The 23190-nt window shown below is 68.7% G+C and carries 18 protein-coding genes and 1 pseudogene; 10 read left to right on the plus strand and 9 right to left on the minus strand.

Annotation, left to right across the window (positions count from 1 at the left end; translation table 11 throughout):
- Position 1 precedes the first annotated feature (1 nt).
- Both ggt and H0X95_RS24735 read left to right on the plus strand, forming a co-directional pair.
- Positions 2–1753, plus strand: coding sequence for a gamma-glutamyltransferase (ggt, locus tag H0X95_RS24730; RefSeq protein ID WP_006496886.1), 1752 nt, complete (start codon positions 2–4; stop codon positions 1751–1753).
- A 180-nt stretch (positions 1754–1933) separates the two neighbouring features.
- Positions 1934–3262, plus strand: coding sequence for a dicarboxylate/amino acid:cation symporter (locus tag H0X95_RS24735; protein ID WP_059720738.1), 1329 nt, complete (start codon positions 1934–1936; stop codon positions 3260–3262).
- Positions 3263–3265: 3 nt separating this feature from the next.
- On the opposite strand, the gene H0X95_RS24740 is transcribed toward H0X95_RS24735, so the two are convergent.
- The gene (locus H0X95_RS24740; protein ID WP_059720739.1) at positions 3266–3655 is read right to left on the minus strand and encodes a DUF3331 domain-containing protein; all 390 of its coding nucleotides are present in this window, start codon (positions 3653–3655) and stop codon (positions 3266–3268) included.
- A gap of 44 nt (positions 3656–3699) precedes the next feature.
- Entirely contained in the window at positions 3700–4992 is a 1293-nt protein-coding gene (locus tag H0X95_RS24745; RefSeq protein WP_059720740.1) for an NAD(P)/FAD-dependent oxidoreductase, read from the minus strand.
- A 146-nt stretch (positions 4993–5138) separates the two neighbouring features.
- Here H0X95_RS24745 and H0X95_RS24750 point away from each other — a divergent pair, with 146 nt between their 5' ends.
- Entirely contained in the window at positions 5139–5792 is a 654-nt protein-coding gene (locus H0X95_RS24750) for a TetR/AcrR family transcriptional regulator (protein ID WP_006496890.1), read from the plus strand.
- A gap of 22 nt (positions 5793–5814) precedes the next feature.
- Here the strand turns inward: H0X95_RS24750 and H0X95_RS24755 are convergent, their stop codons facing one another.
- A complete protein-coding gene (locus H0X95_RS24755; RefSeq protein WP_059720741.1) occupies positions 5815–6726 on the minus strand; it encodes a LysR family transcriptional regulator in 912 nt (303 codons plus the stop codon).
- A gap of 108 nt (positions 6727–6834) precedes the next feature.
- Between H0X95_RS24755 and H0X95_RS24760 the strand changes: the two genes are divergently transcribed.
- On the plus strand, positions 6835–7596 hold the full coding sequence (locus tag H0X95_RS24760) for an SDR family NAD(P)-dependent oxidoreductase (RefSeq protein ID WP_109342583.1): 762 nt from the start codon (positions 6835–6837) through the stop codon (positions 7594–7596).
- Positions 7597–7620: 24 nt separating this feature from the next.
- Here H0X95_RS24760 and soxR read toward each other — a convergent pair whose 3' ends face one another.
- Positions 7621–8100, minus strand: coding sequence for a redox-sensitive transcriptional activator SoxR (gene soxR / locus H0X95_RS24765; protein WP_006485131.1), 480 nt, complete (start codon positions 8098–8100; stop codon positions 7621–7623).
- 79 nt (positions 8101–8179) lie between these two features.
- On the opposite strand from soxR, the gene H0X95_RS24770 reads away from it, so the two are divergent.
- From H0X95_RS24770 to H0X95_RS24780, 3 genes are read left to right on the plus strand one after another with little or no spacing between them, the layout of a single operon-like run.
- Positions 8180–9376 carry an efflux RND transporter periplasmic adaptor subunit gene (locus tag H0X95_RS24770; protein ID WP_059720742.1) on the plus strand — a complete coding sequence of 399 codons (1197 nt, stop codon included), beginning with the start codon at positions 8180–8182 and terminating at the stop codon, positions 9374–9376.
- 13 nt (positions 9377–9389) lie between these two features.
- Positions 9390–12563 (plus strand): efflux RND transporter permease subunit, encoded by a 3174-nt coding sequence (locus H0X95_RS24775; RefSeq protein WP_006496894.1) that lies wholly within the window; start codon positions 9390–9392, stop codon positions 12561–12563.
- On the plus strand, positions 12560–14083 hold the full coding sequence (locus tag H0X95_RS24780; protein ID WP_058903267.1) for an efflux transporter outer membrane subunit: 1524 nt from the start codon (positions 12560–12562) through the stop codon (positions 14081–14083). The genes H0X95_RS24775 and H0X95_RS24780 overlap by 4 nt, the downstream gene beginning before the upstream one ends.
- A gap of 51 nt (positions 14084–14134) precedes the next feature.
- Here H0X95_RS24780 and aceE read toward each other — a convergent pair whose 3' ends face one another.
- A complete protein-coding gene (aceE, locus tag H0X95_RS24785; protein WP_006496896.1) occupies positions 14135–16819 on the minus strand; it encodes a pyruvate dehydrogenase (acetyl-transferring), homodimeric type in 2685 nt (894 codons plus the stop codon).
- 173 nt (positions 16820–16992) lie between these two features.
- Here aceE and H0X95_RS24790 point away from each other — a divergent pair, with 173 nt between their 5' ends.
- Entirely contained in the window at positions 16993–17448 is a 456-nt protein-coding gene (locus H0X95_RS24790) for a MarR family winged helix-turn-helix transcriptional regulator (protein WP_006485425.1), read from the plus strand.
- A 16-nt stretch (positions 17449–17464) separates the two neighbouring features.
- Here H0X95_RS24790 and H0X95_RS24795 read toward each other — a convergent pair whose 3' ends face one another.
- Positions 17465–18577, minus strand: coding sequence for a transketolase-like TK C-terminal-containing protein (locus H0X95_RS24795; protein WP_109342579.1), 1113 nt, complete (start codon positions 18575–18577; stop codon positions 17465–17467).
- A gap of 105 nt (positions 18578–18682) precedes the next feature.
- Between H0X95_RS24795 and H0X95_RS24800 the strand changes: the two genes are divergently transcribed.
- Both H0X95_RS24800 and H0X95_RS24805 read left to right on the plus strand, forming a co-directional pair.
- A complete protein-coding gene (locus H0X95_RS24800; RefSeq protein ID WP_034202167.1) occupies positions 18683–19330 on the plus strand; it encodes a glutathione S-transferase family protein in 648 nt (215 codons plus the stop codon).
- Between the two features lie 202 nt (positions 19331–19532).
- A complete protein-coding gene (locus H0X95_RS24805; protein WP_196446251.1) occupies positions 19533–21050 on the plus strand; it encodes a purine-cytosine permease family protein in 1518 nt (505 codons plus the stop codon).
- Positions 21051–21162: 112 nt separating this feature from the next.
- Here H0X95_RS24805 and H0X95_RS24810 read toward each other — a convergent pair whose 3' ends face one another.
- The 3 genes and pseudogenes from H0X95_RS24810 to H0X95_RS24820 all read right to left on the minus strand — a co-directional run.
- On the minus strand, positions 21163–21918 hold the full coding sequence (locus tag H0X95_RS24810) for a glucose 1-dehydrogenase (protein ID WP_196446252.1): 756 nt from the start codon (positions 21916–21918) through the stop codon (positions 21163–21165).
- Complete coding sequence (locus H0X95_RS24815; protein WP_060211224.1) at positions 21915–22493, minus strand: VOC family protein; 579 nt, start codon at positions 22491–22493, stop codon at positions 21915–21917. Before H0X95_RS24815 ends, H0X95_RS24810 begins: the two co-directional genes overlap by 4 nt.
- Positions 22494–22671: 178 nt before the next feature.
- A pseudogene (locus tag H0X95_RS24820) lies at positions 22672–23143 on the minus strand (LysR substrate-binding domain-containing protein); the annotation flags it as partial.
- Positions 23144–23190: the final 47 nt, after the last annotated feature.

Here is a 23190-nt window from a genome sequence, read left to right on the forward strand (position 1 = left end):
CATGAGGCGGCTCGTAGTACTCACCCTGTTGTCGGCGATGAGCGTGTGCGCGTTCGCCGCGTCGGACCCGGCGGTCGAAGCGAAGAACGGCATGGTCGTGTCGTCGCAGCACTTCGCATCGCAGATCGGCGTCGACATCCTGAAGGCAGGCGGCAATGCGGTGGACGCGGCAGTGGCCGTCGGCTATGCGCAGGCCGTGACCAACTCGTGCTGCGGCAACATCGGCGGCGGCGGCTTCATGACGATCCACCTGGCCGACGGTCGCGACCGCTTCATCAATTTCCGCGAGACCGCGCCGGCCGCGGCGTCCGCGAACATGTATCTCGATGCGGCGGGCAACGTGATTCCGGACCAGAGCCTGTACGGCTACCGTGCGGTCGGCGTGCCGGGCACGGTGGCCGGCCTCGATCTCGCGCAGCGCAAATACGGGAAGCTGACGCGCCGGCAGGTGATGGCGCCGGCGATCCGGCTCGCGCGCGACGGCTTCGTGCTGACGCGCGGCGATACCGATATCCTCGACACGACGGTCGAGCGCTTCAGGAAGGATCCGGAAGCCGCGCGCATCTTCCTGCGCCCGGACGGCACGGCGCTGCAGCCGGGCGATCGCCTGGTGCAGAAGGATCTGGCGCGCACGCTCGAGCGCATCGCGGAGCAGGGGCCCGACGCGTTCTATCACGGCGAGATCCCGAAGATCGTGGAAGCGGCGGCCAAGCGCGGCGGCGGCGTGATCACGGCGGCCGATTTCGCGTCCTATCGCGCGCAGGACATGGCGCCGCTGACATGCACGTATCGCGGCTACGAGTTCGTGTCGGCGCCGCCGCCGAGCTCGGGCGGCGTGACGATGTGCGAGACGCTGAACATCCTCGAAGGATATGACCTGCGCAAGCTCGGCTACCACTCGGCCGCGGCGGTGCACTACATGACCGAGGCGATGCGCCATGCGTACGAAGATCGCAACACGCTGCTCGGCGATCCGGACTTCATCGACAACCCGATCGCGAAGCTGACGAGCAAGGAGTACGCGGCGCAGATCCGCAAGAGCATCCATGCCGATACGGCGACGCCGTCGGTCGACGTGCAGCCCGGTGTCGGCGTGCACGAGAAGCCGGAAACGACGCATTACTCGATCGTCGACCACGACGGCAATGCGGTGTCGACGACCTACACGGTCAACGGCCGCTTCGGCGCCGTGGTCATCGCGCCGGGCACGGGCTTCTTCCTGAACGACGAGATGGACGACTTCACCGTGAAGGTCGGCGCGCAGAACCTGTTCGGCCTCGTGCAGGGCACGCGCAACTCGATCGCGCCGGGCAAGCGTCCGCTGTCGTCGATGGCGCCGACCATCGTGAAGAAGGACGGCAAGGTGTTCATGGTGGTCGGTTCGCCCGGCGGCTCGCGCATCATCACGATCACGCTGCAGACCGTGCTGAACGTGATCGACTACGGGATGACGCCGCAGGACGCGGTCGCCGCGCCGCGCATCCATCACCAGTGGCTGCCCGACGCGGTCTATTACGAAACCTACGGCCTGTCGCCGGACACGCTCGCGATCCTGCGCAACATGGGCTACAAGATGGTCGAGCAGACGCCGTGGGGCGCCGCCGAGCTGATCATGGTCGGCCTGCCGGGCACCGAAGCGGCGAGCCGCCAGAGTTCCGGGAACGATTCGTCGGTGTCCGGCAACGTGCGCGTCGGCTTCATCTACGGCTACAACGACCCGCGCCGTCCGGCCGGCTCGGCGATCGGCTACTGACGCGATCGCTTCAAGTTGAATCGCTGCCGCCGGCGTTCGCGTTGCCGCGAATGCCGGTGCGGCGGCAAGCGTGTCCGTCAGCGGGCATCCGGCAGCCGCAGCGGCGCGCCCGGTGCGCACCGAGGCACGGCGCGCGCAGCTTTCTTCCGTCAACTCCATCGCCATGCGGCGAATCCCGTCATGAACAAACGAATGTCTGCAGCAGGGTGGATCCTGCTCGCGATGGCAGCCGGCATCCTGGTCGGCTACCTGATCTACACGCAGCTTCCCGACAAGCAATCGGCCGCGGAAATCGCCGGCTACATCTCGCTCGTGTCCGACGTGTTCCTGCGGCTGATCAAGATGGTGATCGGCCCGTTGGTGTTCTCGACGCTCGTCGTCGGCATCGCGCACATGGGCGATGCGTCGTCGGTCGGGCGCGTGTTCGTGAAGGCGCTCGGCTGGTTCGTCACCGCGTCGCTGATCTCGTTGCTGCTGGGGCTGCTGATGGCGAACCTGCTGCGGCCCGGCGAGAACCTCGGGCTGCCGCTGCCGGACATCGGCGCGTCCGCGCATCTCGCGACGTCCAAGTTCACGCTGAAGGATTTCGTCGGCCACATGGTGCCGAAGTCGATCGCCGAGGCGATGGCGAACAACGAGATCCTGCAGATCGTCGTGTTCTCGATGTTCTTCGGCGTCGCGCTCGCCGCACTCGGCGAGCGCGGCAAGATCCTGGTCGCCGCGATCGACCAGCTCGCGCACGTGATGCTGAAGATCACCGGCTACGTGATGAAGCTCGCGCCGCTCGCGGTGATGGCCGCGATGGCGTCGACCGTCGCGATCAACGGGTTGTCGATCCTGCTGAAGTTCGCGGTGTTCATGGGCGACTTCTACGCGAGCCTCGTGCTGCTGTGGGCCACGCTCGTCGCGGCCGGGCTGCTGTTCCTCGGTCGCCGCGTGTTCAAGCTGCTCGTGCTGATCAAGGAAGCGTTCATGCTGTCGTTCGCGACCGCGAGCTCGGAAGCCGCGTATCCGAAGGTCCTCGACGCGCTCGACCGGTTCGGCGTGCGCCGCAAGATCTCGAGCTTCGTGATGCCGATGGGCTATTCGTTCAACCTCGACGGCTCGATGATGTACTGCACGTTCGCGACGCTGTTCATCGCGCAGGCGTACGACATCCACCTGTCGCTCGGCACGCAGGTCACGATGCTGCTGATCCTGATGATGACGTCGAAGGGGATGGCCGGCGTGCCGCGCGCGTCGCTCGTCGTGATCGCGGCGACGCTGCACCAGTTCAACATCCCGGAAGCCGGGCTGCTGCTGATTCTCGGTGTCGACACGTTTCTCGACATGGGCCGCTCGGCCACCAATGCGGTGGGCAACTCGATCGCCAGCGCGGTGGTCGCGAAGTGGGAAGGCGAGCTGATGTCGGAGTCGGAAGCGCACGCGCATGCCGCGCATCTCGATGCCGAACTCGAACGGCAGAACGGCGACCCGGCCTATGGCGCCGGTCAGGCCACGTCGACCTGACGGTCAGGCCGCGAGCGCTTCGTCGATGCACGCCGCGAGCACCATCGCGGCGGCGTTGCCCGGCGTCGAGCCGAGCAGTTGCGGCGCATAGACGCTGTCGCCGATCTCGATCGCGCGCCCCGACAGCGCGCACACGCCGCACTTGCGCGTCGTGAACAGGCGCCACTTCTGGTAGCCGTAATGCCCGGTGCATGCATCGCACCACGAAATCATCACGGTGTCGGCCGTGGGCCGTTCGAGCACGCTGATGGTCGGCTTGCTCGTCGCGTCCCACGACGGCAGCCGGTCACGCGTGACGCTGCGCCGTCGCGGCCCGCTCCACGAAACGGACGGCATGTCGAAGCTGCCGATTGCGGCGACGGTCATGAGCCAGGGCGCTACACGATTGTTCATGTCTCTGTTCCTCGAAACGTTGCGCGGTGCCGCGACACGCGGCATCACGACAGGCGGATGCGCGGCTGCACCCAGCCGTTGATCCGTTCGGCGATCCACAGCAGGGTCGCCTTGGAGAAACCGTGCAGCGCCTGCTGGTGCCGCCGGTAGAGCATCAGGTGGCTGAACTGCGCGAAGCGGCCCTGGATGAAGCCGCCGCGGAAGAATCCGAACTGCCCGAGCGTGCCGAACGCGTCGTAGTCGCTGATCGACACCAGCGCGCCGAAATCGTGGAACGCGAACGGCGGAATCGGCGTGCCGTCGAGCCACGCGGGCAGATGCTTCGCGAGATGCTCGGCCTGCTGCGTCGCGACCTGCGCGGTCGGCGGCAGCGGCCGTTCGTGGCCGTCGGGCAGCAGGCTGCCGCAATCGCCGATCGCGAACACGCGCTCGTCGCCGGTCGCCTGCAGCGTGGGGCCGACGACGATCTGGTTCGCGCGGTTCGTGTCGAGTCCGCCCAGCGCCTGCATGAAATCGGGCGCCTTCACGCCGGCCGCCCACACCATCAGGTCCGCTTCGGCGAACGAACCGTCGCCGTAGTGGAAACCGTTCGCGTCGGCGGACGTGACGCGCGTCGACGTGAGTACGCGAAAACCGATCTGCTCGAGCCGCCGCTGGGCCGACGCGGAAATCCTCGGCGGAAACGCGTTGAGGATGCGCGGGCCGCTTTCGAGCAGCGTGAGTTGCAGTCGCTCGCGCACCGTGTCGTCGCCATAGGCCTGCGCGACCTCCAGCAAGCGGCTCAACTCCGCCGCGAGTTCCACGCCCGTCGCCCCCGCGCCGACGATCGCGACGCGAAACGGCTCGTCGCGCGCGATGCTGCGGAACACGCGCATCCGCAACGCTTCGTTGAAGGTCTCGGCCTGCTGCTGGCTGTCGATGAAGTAGCAGTGCTCGCGCACGCCAGGCACGCCGAAATCGTTGGCCTGGCTGCCGAGCGCGAGGATCAGCACGTCGTATTCGAGTTCGCGTGCGTCGATCACGACGTCGCCGTCCTGCGAGCGGATCTCGCCGAGCTGCACGCGGCGGCGTGCGCGATCGAGCCCCTTCAGTTCGCCGGGCTGGTACGTGTAGCCGTGGTCGCGGGCATGGGCGAGGAAGATCACCTGCTGCTGCTGGACGTCGCGCGTGCCGGCCGCGATCGTGTGCAGCATCGGCTTCCAGATGTGCGTCGGACTGCGATCGACGACCGTGATCTGCGCCCGCCCGGAGCGGCCGAGACGCTCGCCCAGGCGGGTCGCGAGCTGCAGCCCGGCGATCCCGCCGCCGACGATGACGATGCGTGTAGGGGTTGTCATGGATCAATCATCACGTGATGAATAAGGTATGATCCTAGCGCTTCCCGGCTCCGCGTGTCAACGGAGCGGGGCAGGCCGCCCGCTTCCGGTACGTGAAACCGGGGACCGAGCACGGGCATTCGAATCGTTCAAGGAGCAGGAAAAACGTGGCAGAAGTCACTGAGCGCGCACCGTCGAAGCGGCGTACGCGCGGACGGCCGCTGGCGGATGCGTCCGTCGGCCCGGACGTGATATTGCGGGCCGCGCGCCGCACGTTCGCGAAGCGCGGCTACGATGCGACGAGCGTGCGCGAAGTCGCGCGCGAGCTGGGCATCGATGCGGCGTTGATCGCCCATCACTTCGGTACGAAGGAAACGTTGTGGCTGGCCGTCGTCGAGCAGATCGTCGAGCTGGCCGAACCGATGTTCGACGCGCTGCGTGCGTTGCGCACGTCGCCGCTGCCGCATCGCGACCGCGTGCGGCGCGCGCTCGAGCTGTGCGTCGATCACGAATTCGCGGAGCCGGATATCGGCATGTTCTTCTCGACCGCGGCGACCGAGGAGGGCGGGAGGCTCGACCGGCTGCAGGAGCGGATCGTGCGCCCGTATCACGACGCGATGTTTCCGCTGCTGGCGGACGCGGTCGAGGCCGGCACGATCCGGCCGGTCGATCCGAACGTGCTGTTCTTCATGATCGCGAGCGCGATCGGCACGACGGTGTCGTACAGCCACATGATGCTGGAGTTCACGTCGTTGCCGACGCGGCCGGAGGCGTTCCGGCAGGCCGTGCTCGGCGTCGCGTTCAACCTCATCGGCGACTGAGCGCCGCGCGCGACGCGCGCGGTCACGTCGCGGCGACCAGCCCGAGTTCGCGCACCGCGTTGCGCGCGCTCTCGCGCAGCGCGTCGACGAGCGGCGACGGCGTGCGGTACGCGAGCGCCAGTTCGTATGCGAGCGGGCTGCCCGCATCCTTCAGTTCGCAGAACGTAATGCCTTGCGGCTGCATCGGCACGAACAGGCGCGGCATCAGCGCGACGCCGATGCCGCCCGCGACGAGCCCGGCCGTCGTCTGCATCTGGCGCGGCTGCTGGACCACGCGCGGCGCGAAGCCCGCCTGCGCGCACGCCGTCACGATCAGCGCATGCATGCCGGGCCCGTGGTGCGCGGCGAACATGACCCACGGTTCGTCCGCCAGCTCGGCCAGCGCGATGCGGCGGCGGCGCGCGAGCCGGTGGCCGTCGGGCAGCGCGGCGACCATTCGGTCGCGCAGCAGCGGTTCGACGTGCACGTCGCCGGCATCGGCCACCGGCAGCACGACGAGGCCGGCGTCGGTGCGGTCCTGACGCAGCGCGAGCACCTGCTCGGCGGTCGTGCCTTCCTCGAGCTGGAAATCGACGTTCGGATGCCGTTCCTGGAATGCCCGCAGGATCAGCGGCAACAGCGCGTTGACGGTGCTGTCGACGAAGCGCAGCCGCAGCGTGCCGCCGAGGCCGGCGCCCGCGCGGCGCGCCACGGCCACCGCGCGCTCGGCCTGTTCGAGCGTGCGCCGCGCTTCGAGCAGGAAGGCTTCGCCGGCCGGCGTGAGCCGCGAGCCGCGGTTGTCGCGTTCGAGCAACGCGACGCCCAGTTCGTCCTCGAGCTTGCGGATCGCCGCGCTGAGCGGCGGCTGGGCCATGTGCAGCCGCTCGGCCGCGCGCCGGAAACTGAGCGTTTCGGCGACCGCGATGAATTGCCGGAATTGGCGCAGATCGATCATGCGATACCTTCCATGTATCAGTAGATCATCGAATTCGTATTTTACCTATCACCCTGCGTTACCGAGAATGGGGTTGTCATTCACCATCGAGATTCGGGAGGGCAGGTCATGACGGGCAATCAACAGCAGCGAACGGCGATCGTCACGGGCGGGTCGAGCGGGATCGGCTTCGCGATCGCGCACCGGCTGGTGCAGGATGGGTATCGCGTCGCGATCGTCGGGCGCGACGGAGCGCGGCTGGCGGCGGCCGTCGCGCGTCTCGGCGGCGCGGCGATCGGGCAGGCCGGCGACCTCGGCGTGCGGCGCGAAGCGGAAGCGGCGGTCGCTGCGATCGTCGCGCGCTGGCCGCGCATCGACGTACTGGTCAACAACGCGGGGCTGACCGGGCGCGTCGGCGCGGATACCGAAGCGGCCGAGGCCGAGGTGGTCTGGGACGCGGTGCTCGACGCGAACCTGAAAAGCCTGTTCCTGACGACGATGGCCGTGCTGCCGCACCTGGCCGAGCATGCGGCGCGCATCGTCAACATCGGCTCGATCGCGGCGCGCGCCGGCAGCCTGTTGCCGGGCGGCCTTGCGTATGCGGCCGCGAAGGCCGGCGTCGAAGGCTTCACCGTCGCGCTGGCACGCGAACTCGGGCCGCGCGGCGCGACGGTCAATACGGTCGCGCCCGGCTATATCGCGGATACGCGTTTCTTCGGCGACGGCGGGGTCGCGCCGGCCATCGCGGCGACGATCCGCGAGCAGACGCCGGTCGGCCGCGCGGGGCAGCCGGACGACATCGCGGACGCGGTCGCGTGGCTCGCCGGGCCGCGCGCGTCGTTCGTCACGGGCGCGACGATCGCGGTGAACGGCGGCTGGCGCGTCGGGTGATGCAGCGCGTGCCCGGCCGGCGCGTCATTCGCAATCGGTCGGCGGCTTGTCGCCGAGCCAGCGCCGCGCGCCGGGCCCGTTGCGGCCCGCGCGGTCTTCCGGGTTGGTCAGCTTGCAGCGTTTCAGCGACAGGCAGCCGCAGCCGATGCATTCGTCGAGGTTGATGTAGAGTCGCTGCAGCTCCTCGATCCGGCTCGCGACGCGCTGCTTCCAGCCGCGCGACAGCCGCTGCCAGTCCTTGTTGCTCGGCGCGGTGTCCTCGGGCAGGCTGACGAGCTGCTCGGCGATTTCGTCGAGCGAATAGCCGATCTTCTGCGCGAACACGATGAACGCGATCAGCCGCAGCACCGCGCGCGAATAGTGGCGATGGCTCGAGCCGTTGCGGTGCGACTTGATCAACCCGCGCGTCTCGTAGAAACGCAGCGTCGACGCCGGCACGCCGCTGCGCGCGGCCACTTCGCGGATCGACATCAGCGGCCATTGCGGGGTTTCCTGGATACCCATGACGCCCTCCGGGAAAGCTTGACTTGAAGTTAACTTCAACTTTTATGCTACGCGGCAGTTTAACCCGTCGCGAGGCATCATGCTCTCCTTTTCCCTACGCAGGACGTCGCCTTTGGGCGCGGCTTGCGCCCTGTTGCTGGCGTTGTCGGGCTGTCACGACGGCAAAGGCACATCGTCGGCTCATCCCCTTCCCGAAGTCGGCGTCGCCACCGTTGCGCCACGCACCATCCGCCTCGCGGACGAATTCAACGGGCGCGTCGAAGCGGTCGACGCGGTCGAACTGCGGCCGCGCGTCAGCGGCTATCTGCAGCGTGTCGCGTACAAGGAGGGCGATGTGGTCGCGCAGGGCGCGCTGCTGTTCGAGATCGATCCGCGGCCGTACCGGATCGCGCTCGACCGTGCGAATGCGCAGCAGCAGCGCGCGCGTGCGGCCGCGAGCCTCGCGAACGTGCAGCTCAAGCGCGTGCAGACGCTGATCGATGCGCATGCGACGTCGCAGGAAGAACTCGACAACGCGCGCGCCGCCGCCGAGCAGGCGCGCGCCGATCTGCAGGCGGCCGATGCGGCCGTGGCCGACGCGAAGCTCAATCTCGGCTTCACCGAAGTGCGCGCGCCGATCGCGGGCCGTGTCGGCCGCGCGGTCGCGACCGTCGGCAACCTCGCACGCGCGGACGACACGCTGCTGACGACCGTCGTGTCGCAGGACCCCGTCTATGTGTATTTCGATTGCGACGAGCAGAGCTACCTGCGCTACAACGCGCGGCGCGCCGATCCGAAGCATCGCGCGATCGGCGCCGATCCGGTGCGCGTCGGCCTCGCGAACGAAACGGGCTTTCCGCATGCGGGCACCGTCGATTTCCTCGACAACCGGCTCGATCCGCAAACCGGCACGATCCGCGCCCGCGTGCGGCTGCCGAATGCGGACCATACGTTTACGCCGGGCCTGTATGCGCGCGTGCAGCTCGTCAGCGGCCGCGACCAAGATGCATTGCTGGTCGACGACAAGGCCGTGCTGACCGACCAGGACCGCAAGTACGTCTACGTGATCGGCCCCGGCGACAAGGCGTTGCGCCGCGACGTGACGATCGGCCGCGAGCTCGACGGCGAGCGGATCGTCGAGAAGGGGCTGCAGTCGGGCGACCGCGTGGTGGTCGACGGCGTGCAGCGCATCTACTATCCGGGCGCGCAGGTCAAGCCGAAGGCGCTGCCCGCGCGCGCCGACGCGGGCAACGCCACGCAGGCGCTCGCCGATGCCGGCGCGCCTGCCGCGCAATGACGGGAGCGAGACGATGGATTTCTCCCGTTTCTTCATCGACCGGCCGATCTTCGCGGTCGTGCTGTCGATCGTCATCTTCGCGCTCGGCCTGATCTCGATTCCGATGCTGCCGGCCGGAGAATATCCGGAAGTCGTGCCGCCGAGCGTCGTCGTGCGTGCCACGTACCCCGGCGCGAACCCGAAGGAAATCGCCGAGTCGGTCGCCGAACCGCTGGAAGAGGCGATCAACGGCGTCGAAGGCATCATGTACATGAAGTCGGTCGCCGGGTCGGACGGCAGCCTGCAGGTCGTCGTCACGTTCCTGCAGGGCGTCGATCCCGACACGGCCGCCGTGCGCGTGCAGAACCGCGTGAGCCAGGCGCTGTCGCGCCTGCCCGACGAGGTGCGGCAGTACGGCGTGACCACGCAGAAGCAGTCGCCCACGCCGCTGATGTACGTGAGCCTCTATTCGCCGGACAACAGCCGCGATTCGCTGTACCTGCGCAATTACCTGACGCTGCACGTGAAGGACGAGCTGTCGCGGCTCACCGGCATCGGCGACGTCGGCGTGTACGGCTCCGGCGACTACGCGATGCGGCTGTGGCTCGACCCGAACCGGCTCGCGTCGCGCGGGTTGACCGCGAGCGACGTGATCGCGGCCGTGCGCGAGCAGAACGTGCAGGTGTCGGCCGGCCAGCTCGGCGCGGAGCCGTCGCCGAAGAAAAACGACTTCCTCGTGTCGATCAACGTGCGCGGCCGCCTGCGCACGGTGCAGGAATTCGGCGACATCGTGCTGCGCAACGGCGACGACGGCCAGGTGGTGAAACTGTCCGACGTCGCGCGCATCGAGCTCGGCGCGGGCGACTACACGCTGCGCTCGTATTTCAACGACAAGCATTCGGCCGTGGTCGGCATCTTCCTGTCGCCGGGCGCGAATGCGCTGGACGTCGCGAAGGCCGTGTACGCGAAGCTCGACGAGCTGTCGAAGCGCTTCCCGCCTGGCGTCGCGTACCGCCCCGTGTGGGACCCGACGGTGTTCGTGCGCGAATCGATCCGCGCGGTGCAGCACACGCTGGTCGAGGCGGTGGTGCTGGTCGTGCTCGTCGTGATCCTGTTCCTGCAGACCTGGCGCGCGTCGATCATTCCGCTCGTCGCGGTGCCGGTGTCGGTGGTCGGCACGTTCGCGTGGCTCTACCTGCTCGGCTATTCGATCAACACGCTCACGCTGTTCGGGCTCGTGCTCGCGATCGGCATCGTCGTCGACGATGCGATCGTGGTCGTCGAGAACGTCGAGCGCAACATCGCGCAGGGGTTGAGCCCGCGCGATGCCGCGCACCAGGCGATGCGCGAGGTGTCGGGGCCGATCGTCGCGATCGCGCTCGTGCTGTGCGCGGTGTTCGTGCCGATGGCGTTCATGTCGGGCGTCACCGGCCAGTTCTACAAGCAGTTCGCGGTGACGATCGCGATCTCGACGGTGATCTCCGCGATCAACTCGCTGACGCTGTCGCCCGCGCTCGCGGCGAAGCTGCTGCGTCCGCACGGCGCGCCGAAGGATGCGTTGACGCGCGGGCTCGATCGCGCATTCGGCTGGTTGTTTCATCCGTTCAACCGCTTCTTCGAGCGCAGTTCCGACCGCTACCACGGCGTCGTCGGGCGCACGCTGAAGCGGCGCGGCGTGGTGTTCGCCGTCTATGCGGCGCTGCTCGCGGCGACCGCGCTGCTGTTCAACGCGGTGCCGGGCGGCTTCATCCCGGTGCAGGACAAGCTGTACCTGTTCGCGGGCGCGAAGCTGCCGGAAGGCGCATCGCTCGCGCGCACCAGCGCGGTGACCGAGCAGATGACGAAGATCGCGCTCGGCACCGACGGCGTCGAGATGGTGCCGGCGTTCGCGGGGCTGAACGCGTTGCAGGGCGTGAACACGCCGAACATCACGAACTCGTACGTGATCCTGAAGCCGTTCGACCAGCGTCACCGCAGCGCCGCGCAGATCAATGCGGACCTGAACGCGCGCTTCGCGGCGATCGACGGCGGCATCACCTATGCGCTGATGCCGCCGCCGATCCAGGGCCTCGGCAACGGCTCCGGCTACTCGCTGTACCTGGAGGATCGCGGCGGGCTCGGCTACGGCGAATTGCAGAAGGCGCTCGGCGCGTTCCAGGCCGCGGTCGCGAAGACGCCGGGGATGAGCTATCCCGTCAGCTCGTACCAGGCGAACATCCCGCAGCTCGAGGTGAAGGTCGACCGGCTGAAGGCGAAGGCGCAGGGCGTCGCGCTGACCGATCTGTTCAATACGTTGCAGGTGTATCTCGGCTCGATGTACGTGAACGACTTCAACGTGTTCGGCCGCGTGTATCGCGTGATGGCGCAGGCGGACGCCGGCCACCGGCAGACGGCCGCCGACATCGCGAACCTGCGCACGCGCAACGCGAAGGGCGAGATGGTGCCGATCGGCTCGATGGTGACGGTCGGGCCCGCGTACGGCCCCGACCCGGTGGTCCGCTACAACGGCTATCCGGCCGCCGACCTGATCGGCGACGCCGATCCGAAGATGATGTCGTCGTCGCAGGCGATCGCGAAGCTGCAGCAGATCGCGAAGGAGGTGCTGCCGCCGGGCATCACGCTCGAATGGACCGACCTCAGCTATCAGCAGGTCACGCAGAGCAACGCGGCGATCGTCGTGTTCCCGCTCGCGGTGATGCTGGTGTTCCTGGTGCTTGCGTCGTTGTACGAGAGCTGGACGCTGCCGCTCGCGGTGATCCTGATCGTGCCCGTGTGCATGTGCGCGGCGCTGTTCGGCGTGTGGCTGTCCGGCGGCGACAACAACGTGTTCGTGCAGGTCGGCCTGGTCGTGCTGATGGGGCTTGCGTGCAAGAACGCGATCCTGATCGTCGAATTCGCGCGCGAACTCGAGATCCAGGGCAAGGGCGTGGTCGAAGCCGCGCTCGAGGCGTGCAAGCTGCGGCTGCGTCCGATCGTGATGACGTCGGTCGCGTTCATCGCGGGCTCGGTGCCGCTGCTGATCGGCAGCGGCGCGGGCAGCGAGGTGCGGGCGGCCACCGGCATCACCGTGTTCGCCGGGATGCTGGGCGTCACGCTGTTCGGGCTGTTCCTGACGCCCGTGTTCTATGTGGCGATCCGCAAGCTCGCGGGCGGCACGCCGGCCGTCTGGAGCGAACAGCACGGCACCCTCGAAGGAGAAAACCGATGAGCGCCGCTTTCCGTCTTTCCGCGCTCGCGATGTCGGTGACGCTCGCCGCATGCGCGGTGGGCCCCGATTTCAAACGGCCCGACACCGCCACCGCCGCGCGGTTCGCGCGCGACGCCCACCCGGCGACGCAGCACGATGCGGCGCCGGCCGATACGGCGCCCGAGACGCCGCCCGACGCGTCGGCTGCCGCCGATGCCACGTTCTGGCGCGGGTTCGGCGATCCGACGCTGACGCAGTTGATCGATGCCGCGCTCGCCGCGAACCAGGACCTGCAGGTCGCCGTATCGCGCTACGACGCATCGAATGCGCTGCTGTCGCAGGCCACATTCGACCGCTATCCGACGATTACCGCGAGCGGCCAGATCGGCCATCGGCTGATGAGCAAGGACCAGGCGTTCGGCGCGCCGCGCAGCCAGCGCGATGCGCCGACGTCGAGCGTCGGCATCAATGCCGCATGGGAACTCGACCTGTTCGGCCGGGTGCGCCGCTCGATCGAGTCGCAGCGCGCGGAAACGGCGGCCAGCGCGGCCGACGTGCGCGCGGTGCGCGTCGCGATCGCGGGCGAGGTCGCGAGCACGTACGTCGATCTGCGCGGCTCGCAGGAGCGCTTGCGGATCGCCCGCGAGAATGCCGACAACCAGAAGCAGACGCTCGCGCTGATCAATGCGCGCGTCGGCGCGGGACGCGGCTCCGAACTGGATGCGGCGCGCGCGCGTGCGCAGTACGAATCGACGACCTCGCGGATCGCCGTGTACGAAGCCGCGATCGGCGTCGACGAGCATCGGCTCGCGGTGCTGACCGGGCAGACGCCGGACGCGCTGATCGGCCGGTTCGACCTGCCGGGGACGGCCGCGTCGACCGGCACGCCGGTGCTGCTGCCGGCGCTCGCGGCCGACATCGATCCCGGCACGCCGGGCGACCTGCTGCGCCGCCGGCCCGATGTCGCGGCCGCCGAGGCGCGGCTGCATGCGGCGACCGCGCGCGTCGGCGTCGCGACCGCCGACCTGTTCCCGCGCTTCACGCTGTCGGGGCTGCTCGGCAGCGCGACGAGCAGCTACGGGTTCTTTCGCGCGGGCAGCGACACGAACCTGATCGCGCTCGGCATCGACTGGTCGTTTCTCGACGTCGGCCGCGTGCGCGCACGGATCGCCGCGAGCGACGCGGAAGCGGCCGGCCAGCTTGCGCAGTACCGGCAGACCGTGCTCGGCGCGCTGGAGGAAACCGAGAACGCGCTGCTGCGTGTCGCCCGCACGCGCGACGAGACCGCGCACCTCGTGCGCGCGGCCGACGACAGCGCGCGCGCCGCGCAGCTCGCGCAGGCCCGGTTCTCGGCCGGCGCGATCGACTACTACGAAGTGCTGGACGCGCAGCGGACGCTGCTGCAGGCGCAGGACGCCGCGGCCGACGGGCGGATGCGCAGCGCGGCATCGACGGTCGCGCTGTACAAGGCGCTCGCGGGCGGCTGGCCGTCGGGCACGGGGCAGGGCGCGCCCGGTCCGCTCGCGCGGTCGGGGCAGTAGCGCCGGCGGCGCGGCAGGCCGATGCGATGCAGCCTGCCGCGCGCCGCATGACTACACGGTGGCCGGATCGACCTTGTCGATATCGATGCCGTAACGCCGGATCGCTTCGCCGACGCGAGCCCGTTCGATCATGCCGTCGTCGGCGAGCGCCTTCAGTGCGGCGATCACGATGAAGTGCCGGTCGACCTCGAAGAACGTGCGCAGCGCCTCGCGCGTATCCGAGCGGCCGAAGCCGTCGGTGCCGAGCGACACGAAGCGGCGACCGTCGACGAACGCCCGGATCTGGTCGCCGACGATCTTCATGTAGTCGGTCGCGACGACCACCGGCCCCGCGCGGCCGTCGAGGCATTGCTGCACGTACGGCACGCGCGGCGCCGCGTCCGGATGCAGCAGGTTCCAGCGTTCCGCGGCGAGCCCGTCGCGGCGCAGCTCGGTCAGGCTCGTCGCGCTCCAGACGTCGCTCGACACGCCGAAGTCCTGCGCGAGCAGGTCGCTCGCGGCAAGCGTTTCGCGCAGGATCGCGCCGCTGCCCATCAACTGCACGCGCGGCGCGTCGGCCGCGTGCGGCGGGCCGTCGCGCAGCAGGTAGAGCCCCTTCAGGATGCCGGTTTCCGCACCGTCGGGCAGCGCCGGATGCGGATAGTTCTCGTTGAGCAGCGTGATGTAGTAGTAGACGTCCTCCTGCTCCGCGAACATCCGCCGCAACCCGTCGCGCACGATCACCGCGAGTTCGTACGCATAGGTCGGGTCGTACGACACGCAGTTCGGAATCACCGACGACAGCACCTGGCTGTGCCCGTCGTTGTGCTGCAGCCCTTCGCCCATCAATGTCGTGCGGCCCGACGTCGCGCCGAGCAGGAAGCCGCGCGTGCGCGCGTCGCCGGCGGCCCACGCGAGATCGCCGACCCGCTGCAGCCCGAACATCGAATAGAAGATGTAGAACGGGATCGCCGGCAACCCGTGGTTGCTGTACGCGGTGCCGGCCGCGATCCACGACGCGATCGCGCCCGATTCGTTGATCCCTTCCTGCAGGATCTGCCCGTCCTTCGCTTCCTTGTAGTAGCTGAGCTGACCCGCGTCCTGCGGCGTATAGAGCTGGCCGAGATGCGAATGGATGCCGATCTGGCGGAACAGGCCCTCCATCCCGAACGTGCGCGACTCGTCCGGCACGATCGGCACGACCAGCTTGCCGAGCTGTGGGTCCTTCAGCAGCGTGCCGAGGATGCGCACGAACGCCATCGTCGTCGACAAGCCGCGCTCGCCGGTGTCTTTCAGTTGCGCGTCGAATGCGGCGAGCGGCGGCGTCGGCAGCGGCGCGACCGCGTGGAAGCGGGCCGGCACGTGGCCGCCGAGCGCGGCGCGGCGTTCCGCGAAATAGCGTGCCTCGGCACTGCCCGGTTCCGGCTTCAGGTAAGGCAGCGCGTCGAGCTGCGCGTCGCTGACCGGCAGCGCGAAGCGGTCGCGGAATGCACGTACCGCATCCGCGCTCATCTTCTTCAACTGATGGTTCACGTTCTGGCCTTCGCCGGCTTCGCCCATCCCGAAGCCCTTGACCGTCTTCGCGAGCACGACGGTCGGCCGGCCGTCGGCGCGCATCGCCTGCGCATAGGCCGCATGCACCTTCTCCGGATCGTGGCCGCCGCGCGCCAGTTTCCAGATGTCGTCGTCGGACAGGTCGGCGACCAGATCGAGCAGTTCGGGGTACTTGCCGAAGAAATGCTCGCGCACGTAGGCGCCGCTTTGCGACTTGAAGGTCTGGTAGTCGCCGTCCACGCATTCCATCATGCGCTGGCGCAGCAGGCCCGTCGTGTCGCGTTCGAGCAAGCGATCCCAGCCGCCGCCCCAGATCACCTTGACGACGTTCCAGCCGGCCGCGCGGAACGTGCCTTCGAGTTCCTGGATGACCTTGCCGTTGCCGCGCACCGGGCCGTCGAGGCGCTGCAGGTTGCAGTTGACGACGAAGATCAGGTTGTCGAGCCGCTCGCGCCCGGCCAGCGAGATCGCCGCGAGCGATTCGGGCTGGTCCATTTCACCGTCGCCGAGAAACGCCCACACCTTGCGGCCCTGATGCGCCTTCAGCCCGCGATATTCGAGGTAGCGCATGAAACGCGCCTGATACGCGGCCGTGAGCGGCCCGAGCCCCATCGACACGGTCGGGAACTGCCAGAAATCGGGCATCAGGCGCGGATGCGGATACGACGACAGTCCGTCGCGGCCCGCTTCGCGGCCGGTCTCGCGGCGGAAATGGTCGAGCTGCGCGTCGGTGATGCGGCCTTCCAGGTACGCGCGGCCATAGATGCCGGGCGCCGAGTGGCCCTGGATGTAGACCATGTCTCCGTCGAACGTATCGGTGCGGCCGCGGAAGAAGTGGTCGAAGCCGACGTCGTACAGCACGGCCGCCGACTGGTAGGTCGCGATGTGGCCGCCGACGTTCGAATGCCGGCCGGCGCGCAGCACCATCACCATCGCGTTCCAGCGAATCATCGCGTTCAGCCGCCGCTCGAGCGCGAGATCGCCCGGGTAGGCCGGCTGCCGCTCGCGCGGCACGGTGTTCACGTACGCGGTCGTCACGCGGCCGTGCAGGTCGCCATGCCGGGCCGCGTCGAGATCGGCGAGCTGGTCGAGCAGATAGTGCGCGCGCGGACGGCCTTCGAGCGCGATCACGGATTCGAGCGCATCGAGCCATTCGCGGGTTTCCTGCGGATCGATGTCGGGTAACGCGAGAGGTGCGGTCATGCAATGTCTCCAGAAGCATCAGGCAGCGCGTAGCGACGGTCGTGGCGCCGCGTCGCGCGACGAAACGCCCGCCGGTTGGCGGGCAAGTAGTTGCAATTGCAATCGTATGACGGGCATTGTTATCGAGGTAAAATTTAATTGCAACTGCAATTCAACGAAAGGAACGACCTGACATGAGCGCACCCGAACCCGATCTGTGGTTCTCGTTCGTCCGCGCGCACCGGACGATGATTCGCGAGATCGAGCGCCGCCTTGCGGCGGCCGGCCTGCCCGCGTACGCGTGGTACGACGCGCTGTGGGGGCTCGAAAGCGGGCCCGACGGCACGCGCCGCATGCACGAACTCGCCGACGTGCTCGCGATCGAGCGCTACAACCTCACGCGGCTCGTCGATCGGCTGGAACAGGACGGGCTCGTCACGCGCGCGCGGTCGGCCGACGATGGCCGCGCGGCGTTTGCGAGCATCACCGACAAGGGGCGGACGCTGCGCAAGAAGATGTGGAAGGTGTACCAGTCGACGGTCGCGGAGCTGTTTCTCGACCAGTTCACGGGCAAGGAGCAGGCGACGATGGCCGCCGCGCTCGATCGCGCGACCGCCGCCGCGCGCGACGCGGCGGCCGACGCGAAGTAACGGCGTCCGGCGCGCATCAGCCGCGCGCATGGCCGCGCATCGCCTGCGCGGCCCAGTCGGCCGGCACGCGGCCATCGTCGGCCAGCAGGCGCAGCGCGACCGCGACGATCCAGCGCGCGGTCGGCGCGCGTGCGCCGGGTCCGGCCGAATCCGCGCCGAGTGCCGTGAAGCGGGCCGGCACGAACGCACCGATCTGCGCGGCAATGTGCCGTGCATAGCCGGTCACCGCGAGCACCGGCGTGCGGCCTTCGCCGAGGCAGGCCCGCACGTGCGGAACGCGCGGGGCGTCATGCGGATGCAGCAGGCTCCAGCGTTCGGCCGCGCGACCGTCGCGCGCGAGCTGCGTATAGCTCGGGCAGCTCCAGATCGTCGAGTCGATTCGCCATTCGTCGTGCAGCAGGTCGGCCGCTTCCCTGACCTGCGCGAGCGTGCTGCCCGCGCCGCACAGCCGGATATGCGCTGCCGCGCCGGCGGCGGCACGCCGGCCGGCCCGCACCATGCCGTTGAACGCGTCGCGGGCGGCCGACGCCGACAGCGGCTTCGCATCGGGCTCGCAGTCGTCATGGCTCGCGAGATAGACGAAGCCAGGCTGGCCGGCGACGTACAGCGTGCGCAGCGCGTGGCGCAGGATCGCGATCGCTTCGTGTCCCGACGCCGGATCGTACGGCGTGCACGCGGCGTTCGCGGCGAGCCAGTGCGGGACGTCGGGCGTCACGCCCTTCGGCCATGACGATGCGGCCGTTTCCGCGTCGTTCACGAAGATCCCGCGATCGACGGTTTCGATCGACGCGAGCCGCAGCCGGTCGATCGCGCGCGCATGCAGCAGGTACAACAGCGGCCGCTCGAAGCGCTTGCCCGGATCGAGAAACCGCAGCGGCCACGCACTGATGTGGCGATGCGCGTGCGTGCCGGAAACCGGCTCGCGCGCATCGGCGCGGACGATCCACACGCGCTTCGACGTCGCCGCATCGCGTTCGAGACACTCGGCGGCTGCCCGCATCGCGCCGAGCGGCGAGACCGCCGCGCCTGGCGGCACGAGCCGCCGCGTGGTCAGCCGTTCGAGGCAGGCCGCCGCGGCGCGACGGGTATCGGGCGTCCGCACGGGCGGACCGGATCGCGCAGTCTGCATGTCCCTCCTTCGAGTACTGGCATGGCGCCGGCGTCATCGATTCCGGCATAGGATTGCAATTGCAACGATTGTAGTTGCAACGATAACCCGATGACAAGGACCGACATGACCTCGACGCACTCCCTCACGTTCTATACGGCCGACACGCCGAACGGGCACAAGATCGCGATCTACCTGGAAGAGGCCGGGCTCGCGCACGATCGCGTGCTGGTGGACCTGTCCGCCGGCGAGCAGCGCAGCCCGGCGTATCTCGCGATCAATCCGAACGGCAAGATCCCGGCCATCGTCGACCACGACACGGGGCTCGCCGTATTCGAATCCGGCGCGATCCTCGGCTATCTCGCCGCCAAGACCGGCTGCCTGCAGCCTGACACGCTGGCCGAGCGCACGGCGGTCCAGCAATGGCTGCATTTCCAGATCGGCGGGATCGGGCCGATGCTCGGCCAGCTGTGGTGGTTCCTGCATGCATCGAAGACGGTCAATGCGGAAGCGATCGACCGCTACCGGAAGGAGGCGCTGCGGCTCTACGGGGTCGTGAACGGCCGCCTGTCGGAATCGGCGTATCTCGCGTCGTCGCGGTATTCGATCGCCGATATCGCCGCGTTCCCGTGGCTGCGCACGGCGGCCGAGCTCGATCTCGACGTGACCGGCTTCCCGCACGTCGAGCGCTGGCTCGCCGAGATCGCCGCGCGGCCGGCCGTGCAACGGGGCCTGATCGCATGCCGCGCGCCGGCCGCCGAGGCGGCGCACTGACGTCGCATCGCCCGCGCCGGATGGACGGCGCGGGCGCCGGCCGCTTGGCCGCCGGGAAAACATTGTTCTCCTTCGTCGTAAACGTCTCGAATGCGTGATATTTGCGCGGCCCGATCCGGTTTAGAGTGGCCGCGAATCGATGACGATGTGTCGTATGGCCGCAGCCCCGGGCCGTACCGACGCACGAGGAGCTGGAGACAAAATGAGTGAAGGCAGGATTACGCAGGTCGAGTCGTTCGGTTTCGAGCGCATTCCCGATGCATCGCGCTATGCGCGGCCGATCGATCTGTTCCGGTTGCTGTTCGGCGGTTGCAATACGTTTTCCACATCGGTGCTCGGCAGCTTTCCCGTGCTGGTCGGGCTGTCGTTCAAGGCGGGCGTCTGCGCGATCGTGCTCGGCGTGCTCGCCGGCACCTGCATCCTCGCACCGATGAGCCTGTTCGGCCCGCGCAACGGCACCAGCGACCCGGTGTCGTCCGGCGCGCATTTCGGCATCCACGGCCGGATCGTCGGCTCGTTCCTCGCGCTGCTCACGTCGATCGCGTTCTTCTCGCTCGCGGTGTGGAGCTCGGGCGACGCGCTCGTCGGCGGTGCGCACAACCTGGCCGGCGTGCCGGTCAACGGCTTCACGCTCGGCGCCGCGTACCTGGTGTTCGCGGTGCTCGTGCTGATCGTCTGCATCTACGGCTTCCGCTTCATGCTGTGGGTCAACAAGATCGCCGTGTGGGCCGCGAGCGTGCTGTTCGTCGCGGGCCTGTTCGCGTTCGCCGGCCTGTTCGACATGCGCTACGCGGGTACGCTGCAACAGGGCAGCGCGGGCTTCTGGGCCGCGTTCGTCGGTGCGGTGCTGGTCGCGCTGAGCAACCCGGTGTCGTTCGCGTCGACGCTGGGCGACTGGGCGCGCTACATTCCGCAGCACACGCCGAAGCGTCGCGTGATGGGGGCGGTGTTCGCCGCGCAGATCGCGACCTTCGTGCCGTTCTTCTTCGGCCTCGCGACCGCGACGATCATCGCGTCGAAGGCGCCCGCGTTCATCGCGTCGAACGACTACGTCGGCGGATTGCTCGCGATTTCGCCGCGCTGGTTCCTGCTGCCGATGTGCCTGATCGCGATCATCGGCGGGATGTCGACCGGCACGACCGCGCTGTACGGCACGGGCCTCGACGTATCGAGCATGTTCCCGCGGGTCCTGAACCGTGTGCGCGCGACGCTGCTGATCGGCACGATCGCGATCGCGTTCATCTTCGTCGGGCGTTTCTGGTTCAACCTCGTCGAAAGCGTCGCGACGTTCTCGACGCTGATCGACACGTTCAGCTGCCCGTGGATGGCGATCATGGTGATCGGCTACGTGACCCGCCGCGGTTACTATCTCGCCGACGATCTGCAGGTGTTCAATCGCGGGCTGCGCGGTGGCCACTACTGGTTCACGCACGGCTGGAACGTGCGCGCGATGGGCGCGTGGCTGCCGGCCGCGTTCGTCGGGCTCGCGTTCGTGAACCTGCCGGGCCAGTTCGTCGGGCCGCTCGGCAACCTCGCGGGCGGGCTCGACCTGAGCGTGCCGCTGTCGCTTGCAGTGGGCGGGATGCTGTACTTCGCGCTGCTGACGCTGTATCCGGAATCGGACGGCGTGTACGGCCCGCACGGGCGCCGTTTCGTGCGCGGCGGCAAGGGGAGGGCGCGCGAGGTCGGCGCACCGGCGATCCAGCCGAAGGGATACTGATTGCTGGTCGACGGATTGCACCTGATCCGGAAACGACAACGCCGCCGTGCGGGCTCAGCCGCCGGCGGCGTTGTCGTTTGGGTTTCCGTTTGTGGCGAAGCGCCGCGTTGTGTCAGTGGAACGTGCTGCCCGCGAGCAGCCCGCCGTCGACGATGAATTCCGAGCCCGTGCAATACGTGGATTCGTCGGACGCGAGGAACAGCACGAGGCTGGCCACTTCGTCGGGCTTGCCGATGCGCGCGATCGGCAGGCCGCTGTAGATCGACGGCGGATCGAAATCCGCGAACTCGGGCGGGCGCGCCATCACCGTATCGATGCCGCCCGGATGCACCGAGTTCACGCGAATGCCGTAGCGGCCGAATTCGAGCGCGGCGGCCTTCGTCATCCCGCGCACCGCGAACTTGCTCGACACGTAGGCGCTGCCGCCCGCGACGCCTTCCATCCCGGCCGTCGACGACACGTTGACGATCGACCCGCCGCCCGCATCCTTCAGCGCGGCCAGTGCCGACTTCATGCCGAGCCAGCAGCCGACCTGGTTCACGTCGATCACCTTGCGGTAGTCATCGAGCGAGCACGCTTCGATCGGCACGAGCTTCAGGATCGCCGCGTTGTTCACGAGAATGTCCAGCCGGCCGAACTGCGCGAGCGTGGCCTGAACGGCGGCGTGCCAGTCGGCTTCGTTCGTCACGTCGAGATGCTGGAAGCGTACGGCATCGCCGAGTTCGGCCGCGACGCGCCGGCCGGCGTCGTCCAGCACGTCGGCGATCACCACGCGTGCGCCTTCGGCGACGAACCGGCGCGCTTCCGCTTCGCCCTGGCCGCGGGCGCCGCCCGTGATCAGCGCCACCTTGCCTTCGAGTCGTTTCATCGTGCTTGCTCCTGTGAGTGAAAGGGGGCGTGCGCGGCTCGCGTGGACGCGGCCGCCGCGTCCACGCTGCGGACCGGATCGCCACCGCGCCACGCGCGGGCTTCGGCGATGCCGTGCGCGATCAGGTCGCGCATGCCGGCGCCTTCGATCACTTCGATGCGCACGCCGGGATCGTCGGCGTCGTCGAGATACGCGACGCGTGTGGCCGCGTTGTGCGCATCGAACACGACGCGCAGGCCGCGGGCGGCGAGCCGTGCGACCGCCGCATCGAGATCGTCGACGACCCACGCGACGTGATGCAGGCCGACGAGCGGCTGCCCGTGCGCGTCGCGATACGGCGACGGCGTGTCGTTCGTCACGTGTATCAGTTCGATCTGTAGATCGCCGCGATACGCGAGCCCGACGTCCATCGTGACCGTCACCGGTTCGCCGAGATGGCAGCCGTCGAGCCGCACGTTGCGGAACACGGTCCACGGGCCGACCTCGTGGCGGGCGCGCCAGCGCGCGATGCTGCGGTCGAGGTCGGCGACTACGTAGCCGATCTGGTCGATGGGGCCGAGGGCGGGGTCGTGCATGTCGTCTCCGTGGCGGACGCACTGGTGCGTGCCGTGCGATGCATGACGGCCATGATCGCAACAAAGCGCGTGTTTCGTGCCATCCAAACGGACGAGTAGGCGCGCACGCAGCGTCGTGCGATGCGGCGCCCCGACGCAACGCGTGCGCGAGCTGAAAGCGGGCAATGCGCTCGACGCGTTACCGCGCGTTCGGCCCGTTGACCGTCAGCCGGCACACGGTCGCGAGCGCGAGCAGGTTCGGGTCGCGCTCGCGACGATGCAGGAAGCCCAGGCCGATCGTCTGGCGGATCGTCGGTCCGGCGAGCGGTCGCGAGCGTGATCCGGTGCGCGACCAGATCGCGCACGCGGCCCGGCAGCAGCGAGCAGCCGACACCGCCCGACACGGGATTGGTCAGCGAGAAGATGTCGCCCACGCGCATCACGACGTTCGGCGTGACACCGGCCGCGCGGAACGCCTCCGTGAAGCCGTGGCGCGTCGCGAAGCCTTCGCCGAGCGACACGAACGGTTCGTCGCCGCATGCGTGGAGATCGATCGCATCGCGTTGCGCATACGGCGAATCGACCGACGCGGCGAAGGACATCTCGTCCTCGAACAGCGCGATCGACTCGATCTCGGCGTCCGCCGGGTCGGGCAGCGCCATCAGCGACGCCAGATAGGGCCACGATCCATCGGCGCGGGCCACAGGCGGGGTATCGG

The organism is Burkholderia sp. 9779_493, from assembly GCF_015712215.1.
Lineage (GTDB): Bacteria > Pseudomonadota > Gammaproteobacteria > Burkholderiales > Burkholderiaceae > Burkholderia > Burkholderia cenocepacia.